26 protein-coding genes are annotated in these 24124 nt (G+C 75.6%); 9 read left to right on the forward strand and 17 right to left on the reverse strand.

Annotated features, from left to right (window positions below; genetic code table 11):
• Entirely contained in the window at window positions 1–690 is a 690-nt protein-coding gene (locus tag ACI79P_RS04165) for a winged helix-turn-helix domain-containing protein (protein WP_456579762.1), read from the reverse strand.
• The gene (locus tag ACI79P_RS04170; RefSeq protein WP_456579763.1) at window positions 687–1892 is read right to left on the reverse strand and encodes a sensor histidine kinase; all 1206 of its coding nucleotides are present in this window, start codon (window positions 1890–1892) and stop codon (window positions 687–689) included. Before ACI79P_RS04170 ends, ACI79P_RS04165 begins: the two co-directional genes overlap by 4 nt.
• A gap of 167 nt (window positions 1893–2059) precedes the next feature.
• Here ACI79P_RS04170 and phoU point away from each other — a divergent pair, with 167 nt between their 5' ends.
• Window positions 2060–2725 carry a phosphate signaling complex protein PhoU gene (gene phoU, locus ACI79P_RS04175; RefSeq protein WP_456579764.1) on the forward strand — a complete coding sequence of 222 codons (666 nt, stop codon included), beginning with the start codon at window positions 2060–2062 and terminating at the stop codon, window positions 2723–2725.
• A gap of 68 nt (window positions 2726–2793) precedes the next feature.
• On the opposite strand, the gene ACI79P_RS04180 is transcribed toward phoU, so the two are convergent.
• The 4 genes from ACI79P_RS04180 to mshA all read right to left on the reverse strand — a co-directional run bounded on the left by ACI79P_RS04180 (window position 2794) and on the right by mshA (window position 7070).
• On the reverse strand, window positions 2794–3555 hold the full coding sequence (locus ACI79P_RS04180; protein WP_456579765.1) for a phosphoglyceromutase: 762 nt from the start codon (window positions 3553–3555) through the stop codon (window positions 2794–2796).
• 70 nt (window positions 3556–3625) lie between these two features.
• Window positions 3626–5209 (reverse strand): MFS transporter, encoded by a 1584-nt coding sequence (locus tag ACI79P_RS04185; protein ID WP_456579766.1) that lies wholly within the window; start codon window positions 5207–5209, stop codon window positions 3626–3628.
• Complete coding sequence (locus tag ACI79P_RS04190) at window positions 5206–5736, reverse strand: YbjN domain-containing protein (protein WP_456579767.1); 531 nt, start codon at window positions 5734–5736, stop codon at window positions 5206–5208. Before ACI79P_RS04190 ends, ACI79P_RS04185 begins: the two co-directional genes overlap by 4 nt.
• Window positions 5733–7070, reverse strand: a complete 1338-nt coding sequence (gene mshA / locus ACI79P_RS04195) for a D-inositol-3-phosphate glycosyltransferase (protein ID WP_456579768.1) — start codon at window positions 7068–7070, stop codon at window positions 5733–5735. Before mshA ends, ACI79P_RS04190 begins: the two co-directional genes overlap by 4 nt.
• 84 nt (window positions 7071–7154) lie before the next feature.
• Here mshA and ACI79P_RS04200 point away from each other — a divergent pair, with 84 nt between their 5' ends.
• Window positions 7155–7943 carry an SDR family oxidoreductase gene (locus tag ACI79P_RS04200; RefSeq protein ID WP_456579769.1) on the forward strand — a complete coding sequence of 263 codons (789 nt, stop codon included), beginning with the start codon at window positions 7155–7157 and terminating at the stop codon, window positions 7941–7943.
• A gap of 79 nt (window positions 7944–8022) precedes the next feature.
• On the opposite strand, the gene ACI79P_RS04205 is transcribed toward ACI79P_RS04200, so the two are convergent.
• Entirely contained in the window at window positions 8023–9030 is a 1008-nt protein-coding gene (locus tag ACI79P_RS04205) for a UDP-N-acetylmuramate dehydrogenase (RefSeq protein ID WP_456579770.1), read from the reverse strand.
• Window positions 9031–9064: 34 nt separating this feature from the next.
• Here ACI79P_RS04205 and ACI79P_RS04210 point away from each other — a divergent pair, with 34 nt between their 5' ends.
• The gene (locus ACI79P_RS04210; protein ID WP_456579771.1) at window positions 9065–9928 is read left to right on the forward strand and encodes a class I SAM-dependent methyltransferase; all 864 of its coding nucleotides are present in this window, start codon (window positions 9065–9067) and stop codon (window positions 9926–9928) included.
• 7 nt (window positions 9929–9935) lie between these two features.
• Here the strand turns inward: ACI79P_RS04210 and ACI79P_RS04215 are convergent, their stop codons facing one another.
• Window positions 9936–10283 (reverse strand): hypothetical protein, encoded by a 348-nt coding sequence (locus tag ACI79P_RS04215; RefSeq protein WP_456579772.1) that lies wholly within the window; start codon window positions 10281–10283, stop codon window positions 9936–9938.
• A gap of 101 nt (window positions 10284–10384) precedes the next feature.
• Here ACI79P_RS04215 and ACI79P_RS04220 point away from each other — a divergent pair, with 101 nt between their 5' ends.
• Both ACI79P_RS04220 and ACI79P_RS04225 read left to right on the forward strand, forming a co-directional pair.
• The gene (locus ACI79P_RS04220; RefSeq protein ID WP_456579773.1) at window positions 10385–11224 is read left to right on the forward strand and encodes a spermidine synthase; all 840 of its coding nucleotides are present in this window, start codon (window positions 10385–10387) and stop codon (window positions 11222–11224) included.
• Window positions 11225–11265: 41 nt separating this feature from the next.
• Window positions 11266–11469 carry a PspC domain-containing protein gene (locus ACI79P_RS04225; protein WP_456579774.1) on the forward strand — a complete coding sequence of 68 codons (204 nt, stop codon included), beginning with the start codon at window positions 11266–11268 and terminating at the stop codon, window positions 11467–11469.
• 25 nt (window positions 11470–11494) lie between these two features.
• Here the strand turns inward: ACI79P_RS04225 and ACI79P_RS04230 are convergent, their stop codons facing one another.
• The 7 genes from ACI79P_RS04230 to ACI79P_RS04260 form a co-directional block, all read right to left on the reverse strand.
• Window positions 11495–11782 carry a DUF2516 family protein gene (locus tag ACI79P_RS04230; RefSeq protein ID WP_456579775.1) on the reverse strand — a complete coding sequence of 96 codons (288 nt, stop codon included), beginning with the start codon at window positions 11780–11782 and terminating at the stop codon, window positions 11495–11497.
• A gap of 134 nt (window positions 11783–11916) precedes the next feature.
• Window positions 11917–12690 (reverse strand): hypothetical protein, encoded by a 774-nt coding sequence (locus ACI79P_RS04235; protein WP_456579776.1) that lies wholly within the window; start codon window positions 12688–12690, stop codon window positions 11917–11919.
• A gap of 34 nt (window positions 12691–12724) precedes the next feature.
• Complete coding sequence (locus tag ACI79P_RS04240; RefSeq protein WP_456579777.1) at window positions 12725–13189, reverse strand: helix-turn-helix domain-containing protein; 465 nt, start codon at window positions 13187–13189, stop codon at window positions 12725–12727.
• 88 nt (window positions 13190–13277) lie between these two features.
• Window positions 13278–14252, reverse strand: a complete 975-nt coding sequence (locus tag ACI79P_RS04245) for an asparaginase (protein ID WP_456579778.1) — start codon at window positions 14250–14252, stop codon at window positions 13278–13280.
• A 70-nt stretch (window positions 14253–14322) separates the two neighbouring features.
• Window positions 14323–14880, reverse strand: coding sequence for an RsiG family protein (locus ACI79P_RS04250; protein ID WP_456579779.1), 558 nt, complete (start codon window positions 14878–14880; stop codon window positions 14323–14325).
• 124 nt (window positions 14881–15004) lie between these two features.
• On the reverse strand, window positions 15005–16114 hold the full coding sequence (ygfZ, locus tag ACI79P_RS04255; RefSeq protein ID WP_456579780.1) for a CAF17-like 4Fe-4S cluster assembly/insertion protein YgfZ: 1110 nt from the start codon (window positions 16112–16114) through the stop codon (window positions 15005–15007).
• Window positions 16111–16569, reverse strand: a complete 459-nt coding sequence (locus ACI79P_RS04260) for a Fur family transcriptional regulator (protein ID WP_456579781.1) — start codon at window positions 16567–16569, stop codon at window positions 16111–16113. Before ACI79P_RS04260 ends, ygfZ begins: the two co-directional genes overlap by 4 nt.
• A gap of 39 nt (window positions 16570–16608) precedes the next feature.
• On the opposite strand from ACI79P_RS04260, the gene ACI79P_RS04265 reads away from it, so the two are divergent.
• The 3 genes from ACI79P_RS04265 (at window position 16609) to ACI79P_RS04275 (ending at window position 20260) form a co-directional block, all read left to right on the forward strand.
• Window positions 16609–17457 (forward strand): aminotransferase class IV, encoded by an 849-nt coding sequence (locus tag ACI79P_RS04265; protein WP_456579782.1) that lies wholly within the window; start codon window positions 16609–16611, stop codon window positions 17455–17457.
• An 89-nt stretch (window positions 17458–17546) separates the two neighbouring features.
• On the forward strand, window positions 17547–19157 hold the full coding sequence (nhaA, locus tag ACI79P_RS04270; RefSeq protein ID WP_456579783.1) for a Na+/H+ antiporter NhaA: 1611 nt from the start codon (window positions 17547–17549) through the stop codon (window positions 19155–19157).
• Window positions 19158–19525: 368 nt separating this feature from the next.
• A complete protein-coding gene (locus ACI79P_RS04275; protein ID WP_456579784.1) occupies window positions 19526–20260 on the forward strand; it encodes a hypothetical protein in 735 nt (244 codons plus the stop codon).
• Here the strand turns inward: ACI79P_RS04275 and ACI79P_RS04280 are convergent.
• Together ACI79P_RS04280 and ACI79P_RS04285 are read right to left on the reverse strand one after the other, a co-directional pair.
• The gene (locus ACI79P_RS04280) at window positions 20257–21957 is read right to left on the reverse strand and encodes a DUF885 domain-containing protein (RefSeq protein WP_456579785.1); all 1701 of its coding nucleotides are present in this window, start codon (window positions 21955–21957) and stop codon (window positions 20257–20259) included. The genes ACI79P_RS04275 and ACI79P_RS04280 overlap by 4 nt on opposite strands.
• The gene (locus ACI79P_RS04285) at window positions 21954–22487 is read right to left on the reverse strand and encodes an FABP family protein (RefSeq protein ID WP_456579786.1); all 534 of its coding nucleotides are present in this window, start codon (window positions 22485–22487) and stop codon (window positions 21954–21956) included. Before ACI79P_RS04285 ends, ACI79P_RS04280 begins: the two co-directional genes overlap by 4 nt.
• A gap of 395 nt (window positions 22488–22882) precedes the next feature.
• Between ACI79P_RS04285 and ACI79P_RS04290 the strand changes: the two genes are divergently transcribed.
• Complete coding sequence (locus ACI79P_RS04290) at window positions 22883–23986, forward strand: right-handed parallel beta-helix repeat-containing protein (protein WP_456579787.1); 1104 nt, start codon at window positions 22883–22885, stop codon at window positions 23984–23986.
• Window positions 23987–24124 lie beyond the last annotated feature (138 nt).

The following is a 24124-nucleotide window of genomic DNA, read 5'->3' on the forward strand; positions in this document are numbered from 1 at the left end:
TCAGGCCTCGAGCTTGTAGCCCAGGCCCCGCACCGTCAGCAGGTACTTCGGGTTCGCGGGGTCGGGCTCGAGCTTGGCCCGCAGCCGCTTGACGTGGACGTCGAGCGTCTTGGTGTCGCCGACGTAGTCCGAGCCCCAGACGCGGTCGATCAGCTGCGCCCGGGTGAGCACCCGCCCGGCGTTGCGCAGCAGGAACTCGAGCAGATCGAACTCCTTGAGCGGCAGGGCCACCTGCTCGCCGTCCACCGCGACCACGTGCCGCTCGACGTCCATGCGCACCGGGCCGGCGACCAGCACCCCGCCCTCGGCGGGCGGCGCGTCGGCCGCCTCGCCGCGGCGGCGCAGCACCGCGCGGATGCGGGCGACCAGCTCCCGCGCCGAGTACGGCTTGGTGACGTAGTCGTCGGCGCCCAGCTCCAGGCCGACGACCTTGTCGATCTCGCCGTCCTTGGCCGTGAGCATGATGATCGGCACGTTGCCGCGGCTCCGCAGCGCCCGGCAGACCTCGGTCCCGGGCAGGCCGGGGAGCATGAGGTCGAGCAGGACGATGTCGGCTCCACCGCGGTCGTACTCCGCCAGGGCGTCGGGCCCGGTGGCGGCGACGACGGTCTCGAACCCCTCCCGCCGCAGCATGTAGGACAGGGCGTCGGAGAAGGACTCCTCGTCCTCGACGACCAGGACACGGGTCATAGGTGCTCGTTCTCCAGATTCTGGGTTGCGGGGGCGGACGACTCCGCCGCCGGGCTCTCGGAAGAACCGTCGAGCGGGATGCGCAGGGTGAAGGTCGACCCCAGCCCCTCCTCGCTCCAGACCGTCACCGAACCACCGTGGTTGCTGGCGACGTGCTTGACGATCGCGAGCCCCAGCCCGGTTCCCCCGGTGCTGCTGGCTCGGGACTGGTCCACCCGGTAGAAGCGCTCGAACACCCGGTGCCGGTCGGCCCGCGGGATGCCGATGCCGCTGTCGGTCACGGCGATCTCGGCGAACCCCGACCGGGCCCGGGCGGCGACGGCGACCCGGCTCTTCCCGGTGCTGTAGGCGACCGCGTTGGCCAGCAGGTTGGTCACGGCCGTGACCAGCTGGCTCTCGACGCCACGGACCACCAGGCCCGGCTGCCCCCCGAGCACGATCTCCAGCTCCTTGGCGCGGGCGGCGGTGCGCGTGCGGTCGACCGCCTCGCCGAGGACGCGGTCCACCTCCACGGGGACCAGCTCGGGCAGTGGTTCGCCGCCCTGCAGCCGGGAGAGGTCGATCAGCTCGCGCACCAGGCGGCCCAGCCGGTCGGCCTCGTGGGCGATGCGCGCCGCGAAGCGCTGCACCGCCTCGGGGTCGTCGGCCGCGCCCTCGATCGCCTCGGCCAGCAGCGCCAGCGCGCCCACCGGCGTCTTCAGCTCGTGGCCGACGTTCGCGACGAAGTCGCGGCGCACGGCCTCCACCCGCCGCGCCTCGGTGACGTCCTGCAGCACCAGCGCGACCGGGCCCGGGGACGGCACCGTGCCGCCGTCGAGGCGCACGCCGTGCACCCCGACCAGCCGCGGCCCGGCGCCGACCACGTCCCCGGGCAGCCGGACGTCGGCGCGCCGGGTCCCGCCGGTCCGCACCGCTCGGGCCAGCGTCAGCAGCTCGGGCACGAGCAACCGGGTGCCCCGGACGATGCCCAGCGCCCGGGCCGCCGGGTTGGCGAGCAGCACGGCGTCGTCGATGCCCACCACCACGAGGGCCGGGTCCATGAGGTCCACGAGCCGCCGCGCCAGCGTCGCCTCGGGCAGCGGGACGGAGGCCCCGTCGAGGGGGTGGCGACCCAGGTCGGGACGGGAGCGGATGATGACGACGGCGGCGGCCACCACCCCACCCAGGAGGAGGCCGACCACCAGGGCGACCAGTGGACTCACGGCCCAGATGCTAGGTGGACGTGGGCGGGGGACCATGATCCGGCGAGAGGTTCACCGCTCCGACCGGGCACTGTTCACCGCCGGGAGGGCCGGAGTTCACCTCGCCGCGGCCGGATCGGTCCCGGCCGCGCCTACTGTCGCCGGTGAATCACGACGAGAGGACGACCGTGCGGGACAGTTACCACGAGGAACTCGACGACATCAACGCCTGCCTGGTGGAGATGGCCAACTCCGTGGGGTCGCAGATGAGCACGGCGACCACGGCGCTGCTGGACGCCGATGTCGCCCTCGCCGACCTGGTGATCGCGGGCGACGACCAGATCGACGCCACGCGCGAGAACATCGAGCAGCGGACCTTCACCCTGCTCGCACGCCAGCAGCCGGTGGCCGGTGACCTGCGGACCATCACGACCGCGATGCGGATCGTCGCCGACCTCGAGCGGATGGGCGACCTGGCCGCGCACATCGCCAAGGTGGCGCGGATGCGGTTCCCCGACCACGCCGTGCCCCAGGAGGTCCGCCCGGCCTTCCTGGAGGCCGGCAACGTCGCCGAGCTGCTCATCACCAAGACCGCGACGGTCATCGCCAAGCGCGACGTCCAGGCCGCCAAGGAGCTGGAGACCGACGACGACGCGATGGACCAGATCCACCGCGGGCTGTTCCGCCAGCTGCTGAGCGAGGACTGGCCGCACGGCATCGAGTCGGCCATCGACATCACGCTGCTCGGCCGCTACTACGAGCGCTTCGCCGACCACGCGGTCAGCGTCGCCCGCCGCGTCTGCTACCTGGTCACCGGCGAGCGCTGGGAATCCGAGGCCGCCGGTCAGGCATGACCCGGTGCGGGTCCCTTCGGCCTGGTCGCAGGGGCCCGCGCCGAGCGTCAGCGAGGCGTGGGGGGCGACTAGGTCCTCTTACCCTGGTTCTTCACCGCCTCGATGGCGGCGGCCGCGGCGTCGGGGTCGAGGTACTCGCCCCCGGTCTTCACCGGGCGCAGGTCGTCGTCGAGGTCGTAGCGCAGCGGCACCCCGGTCGGGATGTTGAGGCCGACGACCTCGTCGTCGCCCATGCCGTCGAGGTGCTTGACCAGCGCCCGCAGGCTGTTGCCGTGGGCGGCGACCAGCACGGTCTGCCCGAGCCGCAGGTCCGGGACGATCGCGTCGTACCAGTACGGCAGCATCCGGACGACGACGTCGGCGAGGCACTCGGTCGCCGGGCGCGCCTCCGGCGGCAGGAACGAGTAGCGGGCGTCGCCGTCCTGGGAGAACTCGCTCCCCGGCTCGATCGGCGGCGGCGGGGTGTCGTAGGACCGCCGCCAGGTCATGAACTGCTCTTCCCCGTACTCGGCGAGCGTGGCGGCCTTGTCCTTGCCCTGCAGGGCGCCGTAGTGCCGCTCGTTGAGCCGCCACGAGCGCTTCACCGGGATCCACTGCCGGTCGGCCTCGTGCAGGGCCAGCTCGGCGGTCATGATCGCCCGGCGCAGCAGCGAGGTGTGCGAGACGTCGGGCAGCAGCCCGTGCTCGGCCATGAGCCGCCCGCCGCGGGCGGCCTCCTCGCGCCCCTTCTCCGTGAGGGGGACGTCCACCCAGCCGGTGAAGAGGTTGGCCTTGTTCCACTCGCTCTCGCCGTGGCGGAGCAGCACCAGGGTTCCCGTGGAGGTCGTCACGGCGATCATCCTGCCCGACGTCGCCGTCGCGGGCAGCGGAGCCCCGGACGGGTCCCACCGCCCTCCCGGGTCAGCGCGTGGCCGACCGCGCCCGCCCGGGCAGCCAGATCAGCACGACCACTGCCGCGACGAGGGTCGCGGCCGCCGTGCCGATCGCCGTCAGGTGCATCGCGGTGACGAAGGCCTCGCGGGCGGGGTCGGCCACCGCGGCCGCGGCGCGGGCGGCCTCCGGCGTCGCCTCGGCCTGCGCCCGGCGGACGGCGTCGAGCGTCGCGACGATCGACTGCCGGGCGTCGTCGCGCGCACCCGCCGGCAGCCCGTCCGCCGCGGAGCCCAGCTGGGCGGAGTAGGTGGCGGCGAGCAGGGAGCCCAGGATCGCGACGCCCAGGGCGCCCCCCACCTGCCGCACCGAGTTGTTGACCGCGGCCCCGGCACCGGCCTTCTCCCGCGGCACCACGGACATGATCGACTCGGTCGCGGGGGCCATGACCGCGCCCATGCCGAGCCCCTGCACCGAGAGCACCACCAGCAGCAGCCAGACCGGCGAGGTGAGGTCGAGCAGCTGCACGCCGAGGAAGGACAGGGTGATGAGCAGGAAGCCGGACGCGCACACGGCCTTGGCCCCGAACCGCTCGGCCAGCCCGGAGCTGCGCGGCGCCATGAGCGCCATGCCCAGCGCGACGGGGATGAGCGCCGCACCGCTCTGCAACGGCGAGTAGCCGCGCGCGCCCTGCAGGTAGAACACCAGGTAGAAGGTGGCGCCGAGGAGCGCGAAGAAGTTCAGCCCCAGGGCCGCGGCGGCGGCGGAGAACGCCGGGTTGCGGAACAGCGAGACGTCGAGCGCCGGGTGGGCCGAGCGGCGCTGCAGCCAGACGAAGAGGGCCAGCAGGACCAGGCCACCGAGCAGCGGCACCAGGACGCCCGGCGTCGTCCACCCCGCGCCGCCACCGCCGTGGATGATCCCGTAGACCAGGCCGGCCAGCGCGACGATCGACAGCAGCACGCCGGGGAGGTCCAGCCGCCCCGGGGAGGGATCCTTCGACTCGGGCACGAAGGCGAGCACGGCAGCGATGCCCAGCACCGCGACGGGGACGCCGACGAGGAAGACCGCGCCCCACCAGAAGTGCTCCAGGACCGCACCCCCGGCCAGCGGCCCACCCGCGACGGCGATCCCCGCCGTCCCCGCCCAGACGCCGATCGCCCGTCCGCGCTCGCGGGGCGGGAAGACGTTGGTGATGACCGCCAGCGTCGTCGGCTGGACCGCCGCCCCGCCGATGCCCATCACCGCCCGCCAGACGATGAGCTCCAGGGGGCTGTCGCTCAGCGCGGCGAACACCGACGCCACGGCGAAGACGCCCAGCCCGATGAGCAGCACCCGCCGGCGGCCGATCCGGTCGCCGATGACGCCCCAGGTGAACAGCAGGCCGGCGAACACGAGGATGTAGGCGTCGACGGCCCACTGCAGCTCGCCCTGGCTGGCCTCGAGCTCCCGCTGCAGCGTCGGGAGGGCGACGTTGAGGATCGTGTTCCCCATGATCACCACGAGCAGGCAGACCGTCATGGTGGCCAGCACCCACCACCGGCGCTCGTAGCCGGGTCCCTGCTCCTCCCCGGACGCGGCCGCGTCCGGGCGCGGCCTGTCGGTCGCGGTCACTCCCCGGGGGCGGGGTCGGCGGTCCGGCGGCGACCGGGGTCGGCGAACGCCGCGAAGGCCTCCAGGTTGCGCAGCGACTCGCCGCGCTTGACCCGCCAGTCCCACTCCCGGCGGATCGACGTGCCGAAGCCGATCTCCAGCATCGTGTTGAAGTGGTCGTCGGCGTAGCTCAGGACCGACCCGAGCACCCGGTCGAGCTCCTCGGGCGTGACGGCGGCGTGCGGCAGCCGCCCGGTCAGGTAGACGTCGCCCACGGAGTCGATCGAGTACGCGACGCCGTACATGCGGGCGTTGTGCTGCAGCAGGTAGGTCCAGAGCTGCTCGCGGTTCTCGTCGGGCTGGCGGCAGACGAACGCCTCCACCCGCAGCGCGTGGTCGCCGACGACCAGCCCGCACACCGTCTTGAGCTTCTGCGTCCCCGGCAGGTCCACCAGCCAGGTGCCCGGCCGCGGGTGGTCGTGCACCAGCTCGTTCTCGCGCAGCGTCTGGTCGATGACGGCGTCGAGCTCCTCGACGGTCCGGCTCACCGGGCCACCCCCATCCCGGGCAGGGCCCGCAGCGATCCGGGCCGCCGCTCCCGCAGCGAGCGCGCCCTCGGGGCCGCCATCTCGGCGGCGGCGGCGGTGTAGGCCTCGACGAGGGCGTCGGCGGTGCGGTCCCAGGAGAACCCGGCCGCGTGCCGGCCGGCGCCGGCGGCCAGCAGCTCGCGGCGGGCGAGGACCGCGCGCACCGCACCGGCGTAGTCGTCGGCGCGGTGCCCGTCGACGAGCACCCCCGAGACGCCGTCGCGCACCGCCGTCGGCAGCCCGCCCACGGCCGCCGCGACGACGGGGGTGCCGCAGGCCTGCGACTCCAGCGCGACGAGCCCGAAGGACTCGTTGTGGCTGGGCACGACCGTCACGTCCGCGGCGCGGTAGAACTCGGCCAGCCGCGCGGGCGGCTGCGGCGGGTGGAAGCGGACGACGTCGGCGATGCCCAGGGACCGGGCCAGCTGCTCCAGCTGCCGGGGCGCGTCCAGGCCGGTGCCGCTGGGCGCGCCGACCACGTGCACCTGCAGGCGCGCCCGCAACGCCGGGTCGTCGGCCAGCATGCGGGCGGCGGTGTGCAGCAGCACGTCGGGCGCCTTGAGCGGCTGGATGCGCCCGACGAAGAGCAGGACGACGGCGTCCTCGCGCACGCCGACGGCGCGGCGGGCGGCGCCCCGGCTGCCGGGCGTGAACCGGCCGAGGTCGACCCCGGGCGGGACGACGAGGGTGCGCGCGGGGTCGGCGCCGTAGAGGCGCACGAGCTGGCGGGCCTCCTCGTCGGTGTTGGCGATCAGCCGGTCGGCCTCGGCCACGACCTGCTCCTCGCCGATGACCCGGGCGCGCGGCTCGGGGCGGTCGCCGTCGGCCAGCGCCTCGTTCTTGACCTTGGCCAGGGTGTGCGCGGTGTGCACCAGCGGCACGCCCCACCGGTCGCGCGCCAGCCAGCCGACCTGCCCGGAGAGCCAGTAGTGCGAGTGCACGACGTCGTAGTGCCCCGGCTCGTGCTGGGCCTCGGCGCGCAGCACCGCCGCGGTGAAGGCGCAGAGCTGCGCGGGCAGCTCCTCCTTGCCCAGGCCCTCGAAGGGGCCGGCGCTGACGTGCCGCACCGTGACGCCCGGGGTCATCTCGACCACCGGCGGCAGCTCGCTGGAGGTGGCCCGCGTGAAGATGTCGACCTCGATGCCGCGGGCGGCGAGCCGGCGGGACACCTCGACGACGTAGACGTTCATGCCGCCCGCGTCGCCCGCCCCGGGTTGGTCGAGCGGGCTGGTGTGCACCGACAGCGTCGCGACGCGTGCCGGGCGGCCGGGTGCGGGGAAGCGGCGAGCGGGCACCACGGACCTCCGCTCTGCTCTGCGAGGGCCCCCGACCAGCACCCCTGTCGGTCCTCCATCTTGCAACAGCGCCAAGATGGGGGCATGTCAGATACCTCACCCTCGACCCCTGCGGGGGACGGCCCCCTGCCCGGTGCCGGTCGCACCGCCGTCGTCACCGGCGCCTCCAGCGGGATCGGGGCGGCCACGGCCCGCCGGCTCGCCGCCGAGGGCTTCGACGTCGTCCTCGGCGCGCGCCGGCTGGAGCGCCTCGAGGCGCTCGCCGCCTCCACCGGGGGCCGCGCCCTGCCCCTCGACGTCACCGACCCCGCGTCGGTGGAGGCGTTCACCGCCGCCCTGGACCGGGTGGACGTGCTGGTCAACAACGCCGGCGGCGCATTCGACACCAACCCCGTCGCCGAGGCCGACCTCGACTCCTGGGCGCGCACCTACGAGGTCAACGTGCTCGGCACCGTGCGCCTGACCAAGGCGCTGCTGCCGAAGCTCCGGGCCTCCGGCGCGGGCGACGTCCTGTTCGTGGGCTCCACCGCCGGCCTGATCTCCTACGAGGGCGGGGCGTCGTACACGGCGGCCAAGCACGGGGTGCACACGCTGGCCGAGACCCTGCGCCTGGAGCTCTGCGGCGACCCCGTCCGCGTGATCGAGATCGCCCCCGGGATGGTGAGGACGGAGGAGTTCTCCCTCAACCGGACCGGCTCGCAGGAGCGGGCCGACGCCGTCTACCGCGGTGTGCGGGAGCCGCTGGTGGCCGAGGACGTCGCCGACTGCATCGCCTGGGCGCTCACCCGCCCGCACCACGTGAACGTCGACCTGCTGGTGGTCCGGCCCCGCGCCCAGGCCGCCCAGCACAAGGTGCACCGGGAGGAAATCTGACCGAACTCCCCGTTGATCATCGTCATCTGGCTGCGACCACCGGCGTGGCGGGCAGCCATTCGCCGATGATCAACAGCGATCAGGGGCGGACGGCGGTGGGCTCGCGCTCCAGGGTGACGCCGAACCGCTCCTCGACCGCGGCCACGACCCTCCCGGCGAAGGCGAGCAGCTCCGCGGCCGTGGCGCCGTCCTCGGTGGTGAGCGCCAGGCTGTGCCGCGACGAGGTGCCCACCCGCCCGTCGCGGGTGCCGCGGCCGAAGCCGGCGTGCTGCACCAGCCAGGCGGCGCTGAGCTTGAGCTGCCCGTCCCCGGCCGGCCAGCTCGGGCAGCCCTCGACCGCCCGCTCGGCGGGCACGATCGGGTTGGTGAAGAACGACCCGGCGCTGCGGGAGTCGGGGTCGGCCGGGTCCCAGACCATGCCCTTGCCCCGGCGCAGCGCCAGGACGGCGTCGCGGACGGCGGCCAGCGGCGCGGTCTCCCCCACCTGGATGCCGAGGGTGCGGGCCAGCTCCGCGTAGCCGACCGGCCGGGAGACCTCACCGGGATGCAGCGCGAAGTCCACCTCGAGGACGACGAACCGGCCGGCCTCCCGCTTGAGCCGGCTGTCGCGGTAGGCGAACCCGCACTCGGCCGGCGCGAGGGTGCGCTCGACCTTCTCGGCGCGGTCGTACACCCGGACGGCGGTGATGGTCTGCGCGACCTCCTGGCCGTACGCGCCCACGTTCTGCACCGGGGTCGCCCCGGTGGAGCCCGGGATGCCCGAGAGCGCCTCCATGCCGGCCAGCCGCTGCTCGACCGTCTGCGCGACCAGGGCGTCCCAGTCCTCCCCCGCCTGCACGGTCAGGACGTCGCCGGTGCGCACGACGCCCCGCGACCGGACGGCGACGACGTCGCCGGGCCACCCCTCGTCGGGCGCGATGAGGTTCGAGCCGCCGCCGAGCAGCAGCAGCGGGCGGCCGGACTCGTCGGCGTCGCGGACCGCCGCCACCAGCTCGGCGGCGTTCTCGGCCTCCACCAGCCGGTCGGCGGGGCCGCCCACGGCCAGGGTCGTGAGCGTCGCGAGGGGGACGTCGGATCGCACCTGCACGGCTCGACGGTAGCCGGGGCTAGGCTCCTGGCCGGTGACCGAGCCGGGGAACGAGCACAAGCGCCGGGCCTCGCTGTCCCCGCGGGCGCAGCGCCGGGCGCCGCGGCTGGCCGCGGGGCGGGCACGTGCGCTGGGCCTGCCGACGCGCGGCACCACGAACGCCAACCGGCTGCGCCGGGTCGACCGCTGGCTGGTGGCCACGCAGGTGCCGCGGCTGCGCGACGCCGCGCACCCGCTCGTCGTCGACCTGGGTTACGGCTCCTCCGCCGTCACCACGCTGGAGCTGGTCGAGCGCCTGGGCCCGGAGGTGGACGGCCTGGAGGTCGTGGGCCTGGAGATCGACCCGGACCGGGTGGCGGCGGTGGCCGCCGACCGCGACCCGCCGCGGGTGGACTTCCGGGTCGGTGGGTTCGAGCTCGCCGGCCTGCGCCCTGTGCTGGTCCGCGCCTTCAACGTGCTGCGCCAGTACGACGAGGAGTCCGCCGCCCGGGCCTGGGACACGATGCGCGGCGCGCTGGCGCCCGGCGGGCTGCTCGTGGAGGGCACCTGCGACGAGTGGGGACGCCGCTCGGCCTGGGTGGCGCTGGACGCCGACGGCCCGCTCACCCTCACCCTCGCCGCGCGCGTCTCCGACATCGCGACCCCCTCCGACCTCGCCGAGCGGCTGCCCAAGGCGCTCATCCACCACAACGTGCCGGGCCAGCCCGTGCACGGGTTCCTGCGCGCCTTCGACGCCGCCTGGGCCGCCGCGGCCGGGATGGGCACCTTCGGCCCGCGGCAGCGCTGGACGGCCGCGGTGGAGGGCCTGAGCGCTCAGGGCTGGCCGCTGGTCGGCTCCAGCCGGCGCTGGCGGCACGGCGAGGTGACCGTGCGGTGGTCGGCGGTCGCGCCCGTCTGACCGCGCCTCAGCCCTCGGGAGGGACCGGCGCCACCGGGCACTCGACGACGACGGCGACGAACCCGCCGTCCGATCCGCTCTCGTGCAGCTCACCGGGCTCCCACAGGACGGCGTCGCCGGCGGCCAGCGGCACCCGGACGCCGTCGGCGCCGGCCGCCCACCCGTCCCCGGAGACGACCGCGAGCAGCTGCCAGAGGCGGGTCTCGTGCCGGCCCAGGACCGCGCCGGCCGCGTAGGTCGCCACGTGGACGGCGAAGCCGGCCACCGGCTCGAGCACCCGGGCCGGCGGGACCATGGAGACGCCACGGCTGCCGAAGGCGGTGATCTCCCGCGGGGAGAGGTGGACCCGGCGCACGCCCGGGACGGTAGCCACTCCGGGCACCCCGAGTCCGCCGGTGGGACCATGGCCCGGATGACAGCGGGGACGGCCGAGCGCCGGGTGGGGACGGCGCGCCGGTGAGGACGCCGCCGGGGCCGGTCCCCGTCGACGGCGGCACCGCCGAGCTCCTGGCCGACGCCGACCGCGACGGATCGTGGGTGCTGATGCTCGACGACACCCCGCAGTCGCACGTGGACCTCGCCGACCCGGCCCACCTGGAGTTCGAGTACGTGCGCCGGATCGGGCACGTGCTGGACACCGCCGCCGAGCCGGGTGCGCCCCTCGACGTGGTGCACCTCGGTGGCGGGGCGCTGACGCTCCCCCGCTACGTGGCCACCACCCGCCCCGGGTCCCGCCAGCGGGTCGCCGAGATCGACCAGCCGCTCACCGACCTGGTGCGCGCGTACCTGCCCCTGCCCCGCACGGCCCGGGTACGGGTGCGGGCCGCCGACGCGCGGGAGGCGCTGACCGCGCTGCACCCGGGCAGCGCCGACGTCGTCGTCACCGACGTCTTCGCCGGCGCACGCACGCCCGCCCACCTGACGACCGTCGAGTTCGCGGCGGAGGTCGCGCGGGCCCTCCGGCCCGGCGGCGTCTACGCCGCGAACGTCGCGGACGGGCCGCCGCTGCGCTTCGCGCGGGGCCAGGTCGCCACGCTCCGCACCGCCTTCCGCCACGTCTGCCTGCTCGCCGAGCCGGGCACGCTGCGGGGCCGGCGCTTCGGCAACCTGGTCGCCGTCGCCTCCGACGCGCCGCTGCCGCTCGCGGAGCTCAGCCGTGCGTGCGCGCGGGACCCGATGCCCTCGCGGGTGGTGGACGGCGCCGAGCTCGACCGCTTCACCGGCAACGCGCGACCGGTCGCCGACGCCGACGCCGAGCCGTCGCCCGAACCGCCGGAGGGCGTCTTCGGCCGCTGAACGCGGCACGGGCACCCCGCCGGTGGACCTAGGCTGCGTCCATGACGACGCCTGCCCCCTACCGGCTGCGCCGGGACACCCGCCACAAGATGGTCGCCGGCGTCTGCGCCGGGATCGCACGGCGCTACGGGCTCTCGCGCAACGGCCTGCGCGTGGCGTTCGTGGTCTCCTGCGTGCTCCCTGGCCCGCAGTTCGTCGCCTACCTGCTGCTCTGGGTCCTCATGCCGGCCGACGACCGGCCCTGAACCCTGCCGGAGCAGCGCCCGCCTGCTACCAGGTGTTGTCGCGGCGCATCCCGCCGACCGCGGGGCGCACGTCGACGAGGTAGACGATCGCCGCGATGACGGCGGGCAGGCCCAGCAGCGACAGCGGCGTCTGCGTCCAGAGGATGACGAGCAGGGCCAGGCCGGTGATCGCGGCCCACCCTGGCTTGGTCAGCTTGCCGGCGGCGACGTACCCGGCGGCCGGCCGGATGAGGGCGTCCACGAACGCCCAGGCGGTCAGCGCCAGGGAGGCCCAGTAGAGGAGCAGCAGCAGCCACCCGTCGAACACGCCCATGACCCGAGCCTACCCGCGCCGACCGCTCCGCCGGGCCGGTCGGCCGGCGGCTCGCCCGGAAGCAGGGGCGGGACGCGACAGGGCCCCGGAGCGCTGGTCGCAGCTCCGGGGCCCTGGTCGGGGGTGCCGTGGCGTCAGTTCTTCTTGGCGGGCACGGCGGTCGGGTCGGCCGGCTTGGCCGTGCGAGCCCGGGACACGCGGGCCGAGGTGGCCTTGGCCGGCGACTTGCGGGCGGCGGAGGTGTTCTTCTTGGCGGCCGGCCGCTCGGGGGCGGCGACGGCCTCCTCGGCGGTGGCCTTGGTGGCCTCGGCGGCGTCCTCGACCTTGTCCTCGGCCTTGGCGGCGACCTTGGTGGCCTTGGCGGCCGTCTTCTGCGCCACCGAGGTCACCTCGTTGGAGGCCTCGACGACGGCCTCGGCGCTCTCCTCGATGACGTCCTCGAGGCGCTCCTCGACGGCGTCGACGGTCTCCTCGGCGCGACGGACGACCCGGCGGACGCCGGGCTGGCGGCGCAGGTCCTCGACGACGACGGCGCCGCGCTCGGCGAGCGCCTCGACGGTGGTGAGCGCCTGGGTGCGGGCGGTCCCGACCAGGCCGGCGACGGTGCTGCGCAGGGTCTCCGGGCGCACGGCCACGGCGAGCTGCTGCGCCGTGGTGCGGGCGTTGCCGGCGGCCTCGGCGGCCCGGGTGCGGGCCTCCTTGACGGCGAGGTCGGCCTGGACCTGGGCCTCGCCCGGCAGCGCCTCGGCGGTGCTGCGGAACTGCGCGACGACGGTGCGGGCGCGCTCGACGGCGAGGTCACCGGCGCCGACGAAGGCGAGCAGCGGGGTGCGGGCCTGCTCGGCGAGGGTGCGGCCCTGGGCCACGGCGAACTCGCCGTACTGCTTCACGGTCTGGGTGGGGGTCATGCCGGACTCCTTGGGAGTGGGAGGTGGGGGAGGTTCAGCCGGCGGCCGGGGAGGAAGCCCGGTGCTCGCGGACATAGGTCTCGTAGAGCTCGAGCAGGACGGCCTTGTGCCGCTCGGACAGCGCGTCGTCGGCACGGATCGCCGCCACGGTGTCCGGGTTCCCGGAACGCCGGTCGAGGATCCCCGCCTGCTCGTAGAGCGTCTCGGCCGAGATCTTCAGGCCCCGGGCGATCGACGCCAGGATCTCCGCCGACGGCTTGCGGAGGCCCCGCTCCACCTGGGACAGGTAGGGGTTGCTGACCCCGGCGGTGCGGGCGAGCTCGCGCAGCGAGACGCGCGCGGCGCTGCGCTGCTCGCGGATGAAGTCGCCCACCGACGAGCCGACCGCCGAGACGTGGGAGGCGTCGGCGACCGAGTCGGCGACGCTGCCGGCGACCCGGTCCACCGTGGAGCGGACCGTGGTCACCTGCTCGCGGACGAACTCACCGGGGGTCTGCACGCCTACGACGGTAGCCCCGGGTGCTAGCTCTTGCAAGCGGAGCGGCTAGCACCCGGGCGTGAGGACGGCCACACCGCGGTTGCGCTGGTCAGGCGCCGAGCGCCGCCGACTCCCGGGCCTCGCCGACGACACCCTCGCCGCCGGACACGGGCGTCCGCGCCCACGGAGCAAGCACCTCGCCCGGGACGCCGAGCCGGCGCAGGCCCGCCGCGAGCGCCGGAGTCCGGCCGCGGTCGCCGCCGTCGTCGAGCTTGAGCGCCACGGCGCCCGCGCCCGGCAGCGCCGCCACGTGCACGCCGTCGGCGCCGCCCTTCACCAGCAGGCCGGGGACGGCGCGCATGAGGTCGGTGTCCTCGCGGCCGGTGCCGGCGACGAACCAGGGGTGCGCACGCACGGCGTCGGCGACCGACCGGGACGGCGTGCCCTCGGGGGCCTGCACGAGCGAGAGCACGCCGCGGGCCAGGCCGGTGAGCGAGAGGGCGTGCTGGGGCGCTCCGCACCCGTCGACGACGACGGCCGCGACGGGCTCGCCGGCCGCCTCGCCCAGCCGTGCCTCGATCGCCTGCTGGAGCGGGTGCTCCCGCGCCAGGTAGCCCGCCGTGGGCCAGCCGGCCGCGACGCACGCGGAGAGCATCGCCGCGTGCTTGCCCGAGCAGTTCATGGCGAGCCGCTCCGGAGAGCGCCCGGCGACCAACCAGGCCGCCCTCGTCGGCTCGTGCTGCGGCAGGGCCGGCGGGCAGCCCAGGTCGTCGGGCCCGAGCCCCACGGCGGCGAGCATCGCCGCGACGACGTCGCGGTGCCCGTCCTCGCCGGTGTGCGAGCCCGCGCCGATCGCCAGCTCCTCGCCCGACCGCGGGGACCAGCCGGCCGCCAGCAGCGCGGTCGCCTGCACCGGCTTGTTCGACGAGCGGGGCAGCACCGGCCGCGCGACGTCACCCGCGCGGGAGAGCACCTCGCCGTCGGCACCGAGCACCACCAGCGACCCGCGGTGCACCGACTCCAGGAAGCCCGACCGCCAGACCTCGACCAGGACCGGGTTGTCCGGCCAGGGCGACTCCGTCACCACGCGACCGGCCCCGTCCAGAGGCTCGCCGCAAGCTTGCGAGCGGTGAGGAGGACGGGGTCCTTCTGCTTCATCGGCCTTCGTCGGCGAGCAGGGCGGCGACGTCGGCCTCGCCGTCGCGGTACCGGCGGCCGAGCTCTGCCGCCAGGCCGTCCATGACCTGCTGCACGCCGCGGCGGCGCTCCGACAGCCCCTTCTCGGCGTCGGTGAGCGCGCGGGCGGCCGCCTCCAGCTTGGCGTCGGAGAGCTCCGTGATCGCCGACAGGTCGGCCCCCGGCGTCAGCGAGTTCACCCAGGACTCGTACTCCTGCGGGTCCGCCGGCTGCACCGTCTGGTGCCGGCCCAGGCCGTGCGCGGGGCCACGCCCCTTCTCCGAGAGGATCTCCGGCAGCAGGTCGACCAGCGACCGCCCGTCGTGCTCGGCCCGCCGCTGCAGCTCGCGCTTGACGATGTCCAGGCGGCCCTGCAGCAGCCGGCGGGTGTAGGAGAGGTTGACCTCCTGCTGCTCGGCCTCGCGGCGCAGCCGCCGCACCTCGCCCATGGGCCGGCTCACGGCGCCCTCCAGGAACGCCGGGTCCAGCAGCGCGTCGACGGCGGCACCCCCGGCGGGGGACGGCTTCGGACTCACGGGGGTGGCCTCCAGGTGCGGGACGCCCGGCACGCGGACGTCGGCGGTGGTCAGCGGCGGACGCTGGCCGGAGCGTAGGTCAGCGACCCCGGCCTGCCCACCTCGAGGCGGGGCCGCGGCACGCTCAGCCGATCGTCCCAGACCGGACGGCCCGCACCCGGTTCCGCGCGGCCACCTGGGTGTCGTCGAGCGCCGGCGGGGCGTCGTCGGGGTCGATCGCGGCCGTCGAGCCCGCCACGGCCAGGGTGGCGTCGTGGGCCACCGACTGCTTGACCAGGGCCAGCGCGATGACGCCCAGCTCGTGGTGCCGGACGACGCTGCCCACCCGGCCGACCGTCCGGGCGCCCGCCAGCACCGGCTCGCCGGGCGCCGGGAGGTCCTCGCTGACGCCGTCGAGGTGCAGGAGCACGAGCCGGCGCGGCGGGCGGCCGAGGTTGTGCACGCGGGCGACCGTCTCCTGGCCGCGGTAGCAGCCCTTGTCCAGGTGGACGGCGGTGCGCAACCACTCCAGCTCGTTGGGGATGGTGCGGTGGTCGTTGTCGACGCCGAACCGGGGGCGCCGGGCCTCCACGCGCAGCGCCTCGAAGGCGGAGGCGCCCGCGAGGGGGACGCCGAGGCGGTCGGCCAGCGCGTCGACCTCGGCGCGCGGCACCAGCAGGTCGTAGGCCCCGGCCGACCCGTCGCCGAGTGCCGGCATGCCGCGCACCCAGCCGTCGCCGGCGGGCTCCACGACGTACGGCGCGGCGGGCACGGGCAGGCCAGCCGCCGAAAGGGCCCCGGCGGAGCCGGGGCCGACCAGCGTCAGCAGCGCCCGGTCGTCGGTGACCAGCCGCGGCTCCACGCGGAGCATGAAGCGCATCCGCTCGAGGAAGGCCAGCAGCGCGGGGCCGGCCCCCGGCTCGACGTCGGCCCACGTGGTGCCGCCCAGCTCGGTGACGACCAGGTGGTGCTCGACGTGGCCGTGCGGGCTCAGCACCAGGGCTTCGCTCCCGACGCCGTCGCCCAGCCGCTCGAAGTGCTGGCTGGTGATGCTGTGCAGCCAGGAGAGGCGGTCGGCGCCGGGCACCGCCAGCACGTCACGGTCGCTGCGGTCGACGAGGCCGACGCCCTCGGCGAGCAGCCGCTGCTCCCGCAGGGGGTCGCCGTAGTGCGCCGCGACGACCCGGGCGGCCTCGGGCCCCGGCTCGACGGACACCGCCCCGGGGCGGGCGAGGAGGGGTGAGGGGGTGGTCATGACGACTCCGTTCCGGCGCGGTCTCGGCAGGCGCGGCACGTGCCCGACAGGGCGACGTGGCCGACGTCCACGGTGAAACCCAGCTCGGCCGCCAGACGTTCCGCCGCCCCGTCCAGCAGGCCCGGCGCCGCGGACGAGATCTCGCCGCACGAGGAGCAGACGACGTGCAGGTGGGGGCGTTCGGCGGCGTGGTAGACCGGCGCCCCGCGGCCGAGGTGGGTGTGCCAGACCAGCCCGAGACGCTCCAGCAGCTCCAGGGTGCGGTAGACCGTCGAGGTGTCGGGCGCGCTGCCGCCCGGCCCGGCCTCCTCGCGCAGCCGGGCCCCGATCGCCTCCGGCGTGGCGTGCGCCAGCGCCGCCACCGCGGCCAGCACCCGGGCGCGCTGCGGGGTCAGCCGCAGCCCCCGCGCGCGCAGCTGCTCCGCCAGCGGCGCGGCGACGTCGTCGGTCCCCATGGCGAGAGCCTATGCCGGTCGTACGGCAGGCTTGCCCCCGTGAGCGATCGACGCAGGGTGGCGGTCTGGCGGGACGGCGCGGCGGAGCGGGTCCCCGCCGACCAGCCGGTCGTGACCGCCTTCGACCTGGGCCTGGGCCGCGGGGACGGCGTCTTCGAGTCGGTGGCCGTCGTCGGCGGGCGCACCCCGCACCTGGAGGCCCACCTGGCGCGGTTCACCCGCTCCGCCGCCCTGCTGGGGCTCACCCAGCCCGGCGACGCCGCCTGGCGGGCGCTGGTGACGGCCGTGGTGGCGGGCTGGCCGGCCGACGAGGAGGGCGTCTGCCGCCTCCTGCTCACGCGCGGGCTCGGCGACGGCGCCCCTCCCACGGCGCTGGCCCTCCTCGCCCCGGTGCCCCCGGAGACGGTGCGGCAGCGGGTGGAGGGCATCGCGGTGGTGACGCTCGGGCTCGGGCTGCCCGCCGACTTCCGCGCCGGTGCGCCCTGGCTGCTCGGCGGCGCGAAGACGCTCTCCTACGCGGTCAACATGGCCGCCCAGCGGCACGCCCACGACCTCGGCGCCGACGACGTCGTGCTCACCAGCCTGGAGGGGCGGGTGCTGGAGGGGCCGACCTCGACCGTCGTCTGGGCCGCCTCCGGCACCCTGCACACCCCGCCGGTGGAGAGCGGCATCCTCGCCGGCACCACCCAGGCGCGGCTGTTCGCCGCCGCCCGCGCGGCCGGCCGGCCCACCGCCACCACCCCCGGCACGGTCGAGGACCTCCACGCCGCCGACGCCGTGTGGCTGCTCTCCGGCGTGCGGGGCGCGGCCCCGGTGCACACCATCGACGGCGTCCGGCGCGGGGACGCCGGCCTCTCCTCGATGATCAGGGGACTGCTCGCCGGGTAGCGTGAGATCCTGGTGCGCCGGGAAGTCTGGTCGGCAGCGCGTCCGTCGAGGGCGCGTCCCGACCCGAACCTGCCCTCCGGAGCCGCCCCGTGACGACACCCGCCCCCACCCGCCTCTTCGGACGCGGCTCCTGGACCGAGGCGCAGCGCGTCGCCTCGGTGCTCCGCAAGGAGACCGTCGGCGGGGCCCTGCTGCTGGTGGGCGCGGCGATCGCGCTGACCTGGGCGAACTCCCCGTGGGCGGAGAGCTACGAGGCCCTCCGTGACACCCGGGTGGGGCCGGAGTCGCTGCACCTGGACCTCACGCTGGGCACCTGGGCCGCCGACGGCCTGCTGGCGATCTTCTTCTTCGTCGCCGGGCTGGAGCTCAAGCGGGAGTTCGTCGCCGGCGACCTGCGCGAGCCCCGCCGGGCGGCGCTCCCCATCGCGGCCGCGGTCGGTGGCATGGTGGTCCCCGCGCTGTTCTTCGTGCTGCTCAACCTGAACGGACCCGAGGGGGCGCTCGCGGGCTGGGCCATCCCCTCGGCCACCGACATCGCCTTCGCGCTCGCCGTCCTGGCGGTCATCAGCACCCACCTGCCCAGCTCGCTGCGCACCTTCCTGCTGACGCTGGCCGTCGTCGACGACCTGCTGGCGATCACGATCATCGCGATTTTCTACACCGCCTCGCTGGCCACCACGCCGCTGCTGCTGTCGCTGATCCCGCTGGCGCTGTTCGGCTTCCTGGTGCAGAAGCGGATCCGGTCCTGGTGGCTGCTGCTGCCCCTCGCCGCCGTCACCTGGGTGCTGGTGCACGAGTCCGGGGTGCACGCCACCGTCGCGGGCGTCCTCCTGGCCTTCACCGTCCCGGTCGTGCGCAGCGACGCCGCCGGCGGGCCGGAGGCCGGACCGGGCATGGCCGAGCACTTCGAGCACCGGATCCGCCCGCTGTCGGCGGGCGTCGCCGTGCCGGTCTTCGCCTTCTTCTCCGCCGGTGTCGCCATCGGCGGGCTCTCCGGCCTGGGTGAGTCGCTCGGCGACAGCATCGCCATCGGGATCATGCTCGGGCTCGTCGCCGGCAAGGCGATCGGCATCACCGGCGCCACCTGGCTGGTCTCCCGCTTCACCCGGGCGCAGCTGGACGAGAACCTCGGCTGGCCCGACGTCGTGGGCCTCGCCCTGCTGGGCGGGATGGGCTTCACCGTCTCGCTGCTGATCACCGAGCTGGCGTACGGGGCCGAGAGCGAGGCCTACGACCACGCCAAGGTCGGCATCCTCTTCGGCACGCTGCTGGCGGCGCTGCTCGCCGCGGTGATCCTCCGGGTGCGCAACCGCCGCTACAAGGCGATGTACCTGCACGAGATGAGCGACGTCGACCGCGACGGCATCCCCGACGCCTGGGACACGGTGGACGACCGGCCCCGGCACGTCGGGGACGGCCGGGCCGTCCCGCCGCCCGGGCCCGGCGCCTCCGCCGCCACCGACGAGCTCGGAGCCGACGCCGCGCGCCCGGCCTACGAGACGGTCGACGACGAGGCCGAGCACGACCCCGACTGGGAGGGCAGCCCCCCTCCCGGGCGCACCGCCACGGACGCCGCCGAGGACGGCGGGGACCACGACGGCCCGCGGCCCCGGTACGAGACGGTCGACGACGCGGCCGAGCACGACCCCGACTGGCAGGGCAGCCGCCCGCCCGGGCGCACGCTCGGGCCCGGCGACTGACCCCGCCGGCCCGGACACGCCGGTCCGGGTCCGCCCACCAGCGTGTTCGCCCACAGCAGACGAAATCGGTTGCCGCCCCCGCGCGCGCGGTCGTACCGTCGTGGCACACGAGAGAGGAGGTGGTCCGTAACTTTGCTGAGCTACAGGACTCGTGAGGTGGCTGTCCGCTAGCCGCCGTCCAGATGGGCCGCCCGTTCGGACCGGAATCCGAACGACGGCACGATCGCCCGTCCGTCGCACGGCGGCGAGCGAGAACCGGACAGTCACCCGACCCCCGGGCCGCCGACATTTGTCCAGTCGGCCCGCGTGCAGCTCCTCCGGGAGCGCCGCGGAGCAGCCCGGGGGTTGTCCGTTCCCAGGAGGCGCTCGTGCAGCTCGGCGGTCTGCCCGTCGAGACCGACGTCTCCACCGGCACCTGGGTCGCCGAGGCCGTCGCCCGCGCCCGCTGGGGCACCGTGGCCGCGCTCGTGCCGCCGCTCTTCCCGGCCTACGCCCGCGTGCTGCACCCCGCCTACCGGTACGAGGGGGACGACGACGTCGAGGTGCCCTGGGCCGACGTCGCCGCGCTCAACGGCACCGTCGCCCACCCGCTGATGCAGTGGCCCTCGGTGACCGGCGGCTGGGAGTACCTGACCGAGGACAGCCAGCCCCCCGACTGGGACGGCGCGCCCGCCGAGGGGCACCTGCCCACCGGCGTCGCCGCGCGCATGGCGGCCGTGCTCGCCTGCCACACCGGCAGCCCCGACGACTGCCTGCTGGGCCGGTGGGCCGGCTTCGGGTTCGACGCCGCCGAGCTGCGCGGGGCACCCACCCTGCCGCTGCCCCGGCAGCGCGACGCGGTGCTGGTGCGGGGCGGGGCCGCCGACGCGGCGCGCAACCTGGCGCCCGAGCCCTCCGAGCAGAGCGCCAACCTGTGGTGGCCGGCCGACCGCTCCTGGGTGGTCGCCACCGACATCGACCTGATGAGCACCTACGTCGGGGGCAGCCTCGCCTGCGTCGCCGAGCTCCTGGCCGCACCCGCGCTGGAGGCCCTGCCGAGCGCGGCGGAGGACCGGGTCGGTCACGCCGACGACCCGGTCAACCCCCTGCCGCGGCGCGACTAGAGCAGCGCCAGCTCGCCCTCGAGGTCGTCCAGCCCCAGCGACCCCTGCGAGAGGGCGGCCATGTGCCAGGCCTTGAGGTCGAAGCCGGCACCCCGGGCGCGCTGCGCCGCGGCCCGACCGTCCCGCCAGGCCCGCTCGCCGAGCTTGTAGCTGATCGCCTGCCCCGGCAGGCCGAGGTAGCGCACCAGCTCGCTGTCCAGGAAGGCGACGTCCGCACCGGAGTGCTCGCCCAGGAACGCGCGGGCGAGCTCGGGGGTCCACGGCCGGCCGCGGTGCTCGGCCAGCACGCCATCGGCGTCGTCGGGGACGGGCAGGCCCAGGTGCATGCCGATGTCGATGACCACGCGCACCGAGCGCAGCTGCTGGGCGTCGAGGAACCCGAGCCGCTCGCCGGGGTCGCCGAAGTACCCGAGCTCGTCCATCAGCCGCTCGGCGTAGAGCGCCCACCCCTCGACGTTCGCACCCACCGAGCCCAACGACGTCTGGTAGGTCGACAGCTGCCCGGACACGTGCACCCACTGCGCGAGCTGCAGATGGTGGCCGGGGACGCCCTCGTGGTACCAGATCGACACGAGGTCCCAGAGCGGGAACCGGGTGCGGCCCAGCGTGGGCAGCCAGGTCCGGCCCGGCCGGGAGAAGTCCTGGGCGGGACGGGTGTAGTACGGCGCGGCGGCGCTCCCCGGCGGGGCGATCATCGCCTCCACCCGCTTCACCGGCTCGGCGAGGTCGAAGTGCGTGCCGTCCAGCGCCGCGATCGCCTCGTCCATCATCTGCTGCAGCCGCTCGCGGATCGCCGCCACGCCCTCGACCGCGGGGCCCTCGAGCGACAGCCGGCGCATCGCCTCCAGCGGCGTCGCGCCCTCGTGCACCCGGTCGGCCTCGACGCGCTGCTCGGCCAGGATCCGGCGGTGCTCGGCCCAGCCCCAGGCGTAGGCCTCCTCCAGCCCGCGGCCGGCGCCGAGGTCCGATCCGGTCCAGCGGCGCGCGGCCACGGCGTAGCGGTCCCGCCCGACGGCGTCCGGTGTCCCCTCGGTGCGAGGGGCGTACTCGTCCCGCAGGAAGTCGCGGACCTCGACGACCGCCTCGTCCGCGGCGCGCGCGGCCGACGCCAGCTCGTTCCGCAGCGCCTCGGGGCCGGTGGCGACGAACGAGGCGAAGAACGGGCCGCTGGACCACTCGTCGAGCTGGGCGAGCACGGTGCGCACCTGCCGCGGGGCGACGAGCAGCCCCCGGCGCGCCCCCTCGGCCAGCGTCTCCCGGTAGCCCCGGTATGCCTCCGGCACGCGGGCCAGCCGGCGGGCGAGGACGGACCAGTCCTCCTCCGTCGCCGCCGGCATGAGCATGAACACCTGGCGGATCGAGTGCAGCGGGCTGAACAGGTTGTTGAGCGACCGGAACCCCTCGCCGGCCTCGTGGACGGCGAGCTCGGCGCCGAGCCGCTCCCGCAGGAGGCGGGCGCAGCGGCGCTCCACCGGGTCGTCGTCGAGCGCGGGGGCGGCCGCCTGCACCCGGTCGAGCTCGGTCAGGGTGGCGCGGGCGAGGGCCGCCTCGGCCTCGAGCCCGGCCGGGCTCACGTCGGGGAGCCGGTCGTCCCCGGGGCGGGCACCCAGGGAGGTCGCGACGATCGGGTCCAGGTCGCAGACGGCGTCGACGTAGCGGTCGGCGACCTCGCGCGGGGTGGCGGGCGGGGTGGTCACCGGATGCGCTCCAGTCGGGCCGACATCACCGGGCGCGGCGGCTGCTCCCCCACGGCGCGGTCGATGGCGTACATGAGGGCGCCCTCGACGATGCCGTAGAGCCGCACCGCGCGGGTGACCTCCGGGGCGTCCGGCGTCCGGGCCAGCACGTCGCTGGTCAGCTCCCAGCTCGTGGTCGTGCGCGCGGTGCCGACGTAGATCTCCACGAGCCCGTCAGGGCTGGCCACGAGCAGCTCGACCTCGTCGCCGCCGCGGGGCCGCCAGAAGCCGGTCTCCCGGACGTCCGGGCCCACGATCCTCCCGTCGTCGGTGAGCCGCCAGGTGCGGGACTCGTAGGCGAGGAAGCCCCGGCCGTCGTGGGCGAAGCGGACCCACTGGCCGAACCGGTGGTCGCCGCCGGTCCCGGCCGCCTGGCCCTCGCCGTGCCACTCCCCGAGGAGGGGGAGCACGGAGAGGATTGCCTCCGACACCTCCGGCCCGCTGCGGACGTCGGCGGTGTCGGGCACCGGCAGCTCGGTGGGGGCGGTCACCGCCGGCCCGCCTTCGGGCCGCGGGAGAGCCGGACGGCGCCGTAGCCGAGCGCCGCGGCGGACGACGCCGTCAAGGTGACCAGGAGCCAGGCAGAGACCATGGCGACCACCGTAGTGACGACGCCGCGGCCCGGCCTCAGACGGCCGCCGGGGCGCGGCCGGCGGTCGCCGCGACCACCTCCGCCCAGGGGAGCGGGTCCGGCGCTGGACACCGAGCGCTGGTCCGGCCGCGCGATGGCGGAACCGACCCCCGGCCCCGGGCTCTGACGGAACCCCCCGAAATCGGGGGTTCCGCGCCTCCAGGGGCCGGGCGGAGGCTGCCCCCCTCAGGGCGACGCGCGGCGGATAACGACGTCCGCCCACCGGGGGCCGCCGTCCGGAACCGGGGAGCACCCATGCACATCGGTAGAGCACGACTCCTGGCGGTGGCGTCCGCCACCGCCCTGGTCGCTGTCGGCGTAGCCGGACCGGCGGCCGCGGACGGCGGGAAGAAGCCCGGCCACCCGCACGCCGGCTTCAGCATCCAGGCCGCGGTGGACGCCGCGAAACCGGGTGACACGATCCGCATCCCACCCGGCACGTACCACGAGTCCGTCACGATCCAGAAGGACGGCATCACGCTGATCGGCCACCGCGTGGTCATCGCGCCCGCCGGGGCGGCACCGACCGCCTGCGACACCCTGGAGGGCCCCGAGACCGACCGCGTGTCCGGCATCTGCATCCTCGGCGAGATCGACCTCGAGACCTTCGAGGCCGGCGACCGGGTGAGCGGGGTCAGCGTCCGCGGCGTCACCGTCACCGGCGCGGCCGGCGACGGGCTGATCGCCGTCGCCACCGAAGACCTGAAGGTGAGCGACAGCAAGTTCACCGACAACGGCGGGTACGGCGCCGCCAGCTTCGCCACCGAGGGCACCACCTTCCACGGCAACAAGGCCACCGGGAACGCCGAGGCAGGCTTCTACATCGGCGACAGCCCGGACGCCGACGCCCACGTCCACGGGAACTACTCGGCGGACAACATGATGGGCTTCTTCTTCCGGAACGCCAGCGTCGGCAAGATGCAGGGCAACGTCGGCGTCGGCAACTGCGTCGGCACCCTGCTGCTCGCCGGTGCCCCCGGGCCGGTCACCGACTGGGAGCTGCGGAAGAACGAGATGTCCGCGAACAACAAGCTGTGCCCGGGCGAGGGCGGCGAACAGGGTGCGCCCACCCTCAGCGGCGCCGGGATCGCGCTCGTCGGTGCCCAGGACTTCCGGGTCAGGCAGAACCAGGTCTACGACAACGTCCCGGCGGCGGCGGACAGCGCGCTCCAGGGCGGCATCGTCGTCCTCTCCAGCGGCTCCGTGCCGGGGCTCGCGCCGTTCGACGTCAGCGGTGAGGTCGAGCGCAACAAGGCCAAGGGCAACCAGCCGGCCGACATCAACTGGGACGAGACCGGGGACGTCGACTTCGACAAGAACCGGTGCGTGACCTCGATCCCCGAGGGGCTCTGCGGCTGAGCCCTCGCACCTCAGGCGCCCGCTCCGGCTCCCCGCCGGGGCGGGCGCCGTCGTGCGCGCACCCCGGTGGCCGGGGGTGAGGCCGACGCGACAGGCCGGGTCGCTGGTGGCCCGGGAGGGTCGTACGGCAGGCTGGAC

The sequence above is a fragment of the Blastococcus sp. SYSU DS0510 genome (genome assembly GCF_054050835.1).

Excerpts from the sequence above, each read along its gene's own strand:
- ACI79P_RS04200 (WP_456579769.1), top strand. The coding sequence starts at position 7,155 with ATGTCAGATACCTCACCCTCGACCCCTGCGGGGGACGGCCCCCTGCCC.
- ACI79P_RS04225 (WP_456579774.1), top strand. The coding sequence starts at position 11,266 with ATGACGACGCCTGCCCCCTACCGGCTGCGCCGGGACACCCGCCACAAG.
- ACI79P_RS04165 (WP_456579762.1), bottom strand. The coding sequence starts at position 690 with ATGACCCGTGTCCTGGTCGTCGAGGACGAGGAGTCCTTCTCCGACGCC.
- ACI79P_RS04235 (WP_456579776.1), bottom strand. The coding sequence starts at position 12,690 with ATGACCCCCACCCAGACCGTGAAGCAGTACGGCGAGTTCGCCGTGGCC.
- ACI79P_RS04230 (WP_456579775.1), bottom strand. The coding sequence starts at position 11,782 with ATGGGCGTGTTCGACGGGTGGCTGCTGCTGCTCCTCTACTGGGCCTCC.
- ygfZ (WP_456579780.1), bottom strand. The coding sequence starts at position 16,114 with ATGACCACCCCCTCACCCCTCCTCGCCCGCCCCGGGGCGGTGTCCGTC.
- ACI79P_RS04290 (WP_456579787.1), top strand. The coding sequence starts at position 22,883 with ATGCACATCGGTAGAGCACGACTCCTGGCGGTGGCGTCCGCCACCGCC.
- ACI79P_RS04260 (WP_456579781.1), bottom strand. The coding sequence starts at position 16,569 with ATGGGGACCGACGACGTCGCCGCGCCGCTGGCGGAGCAGCTGCGCGCG.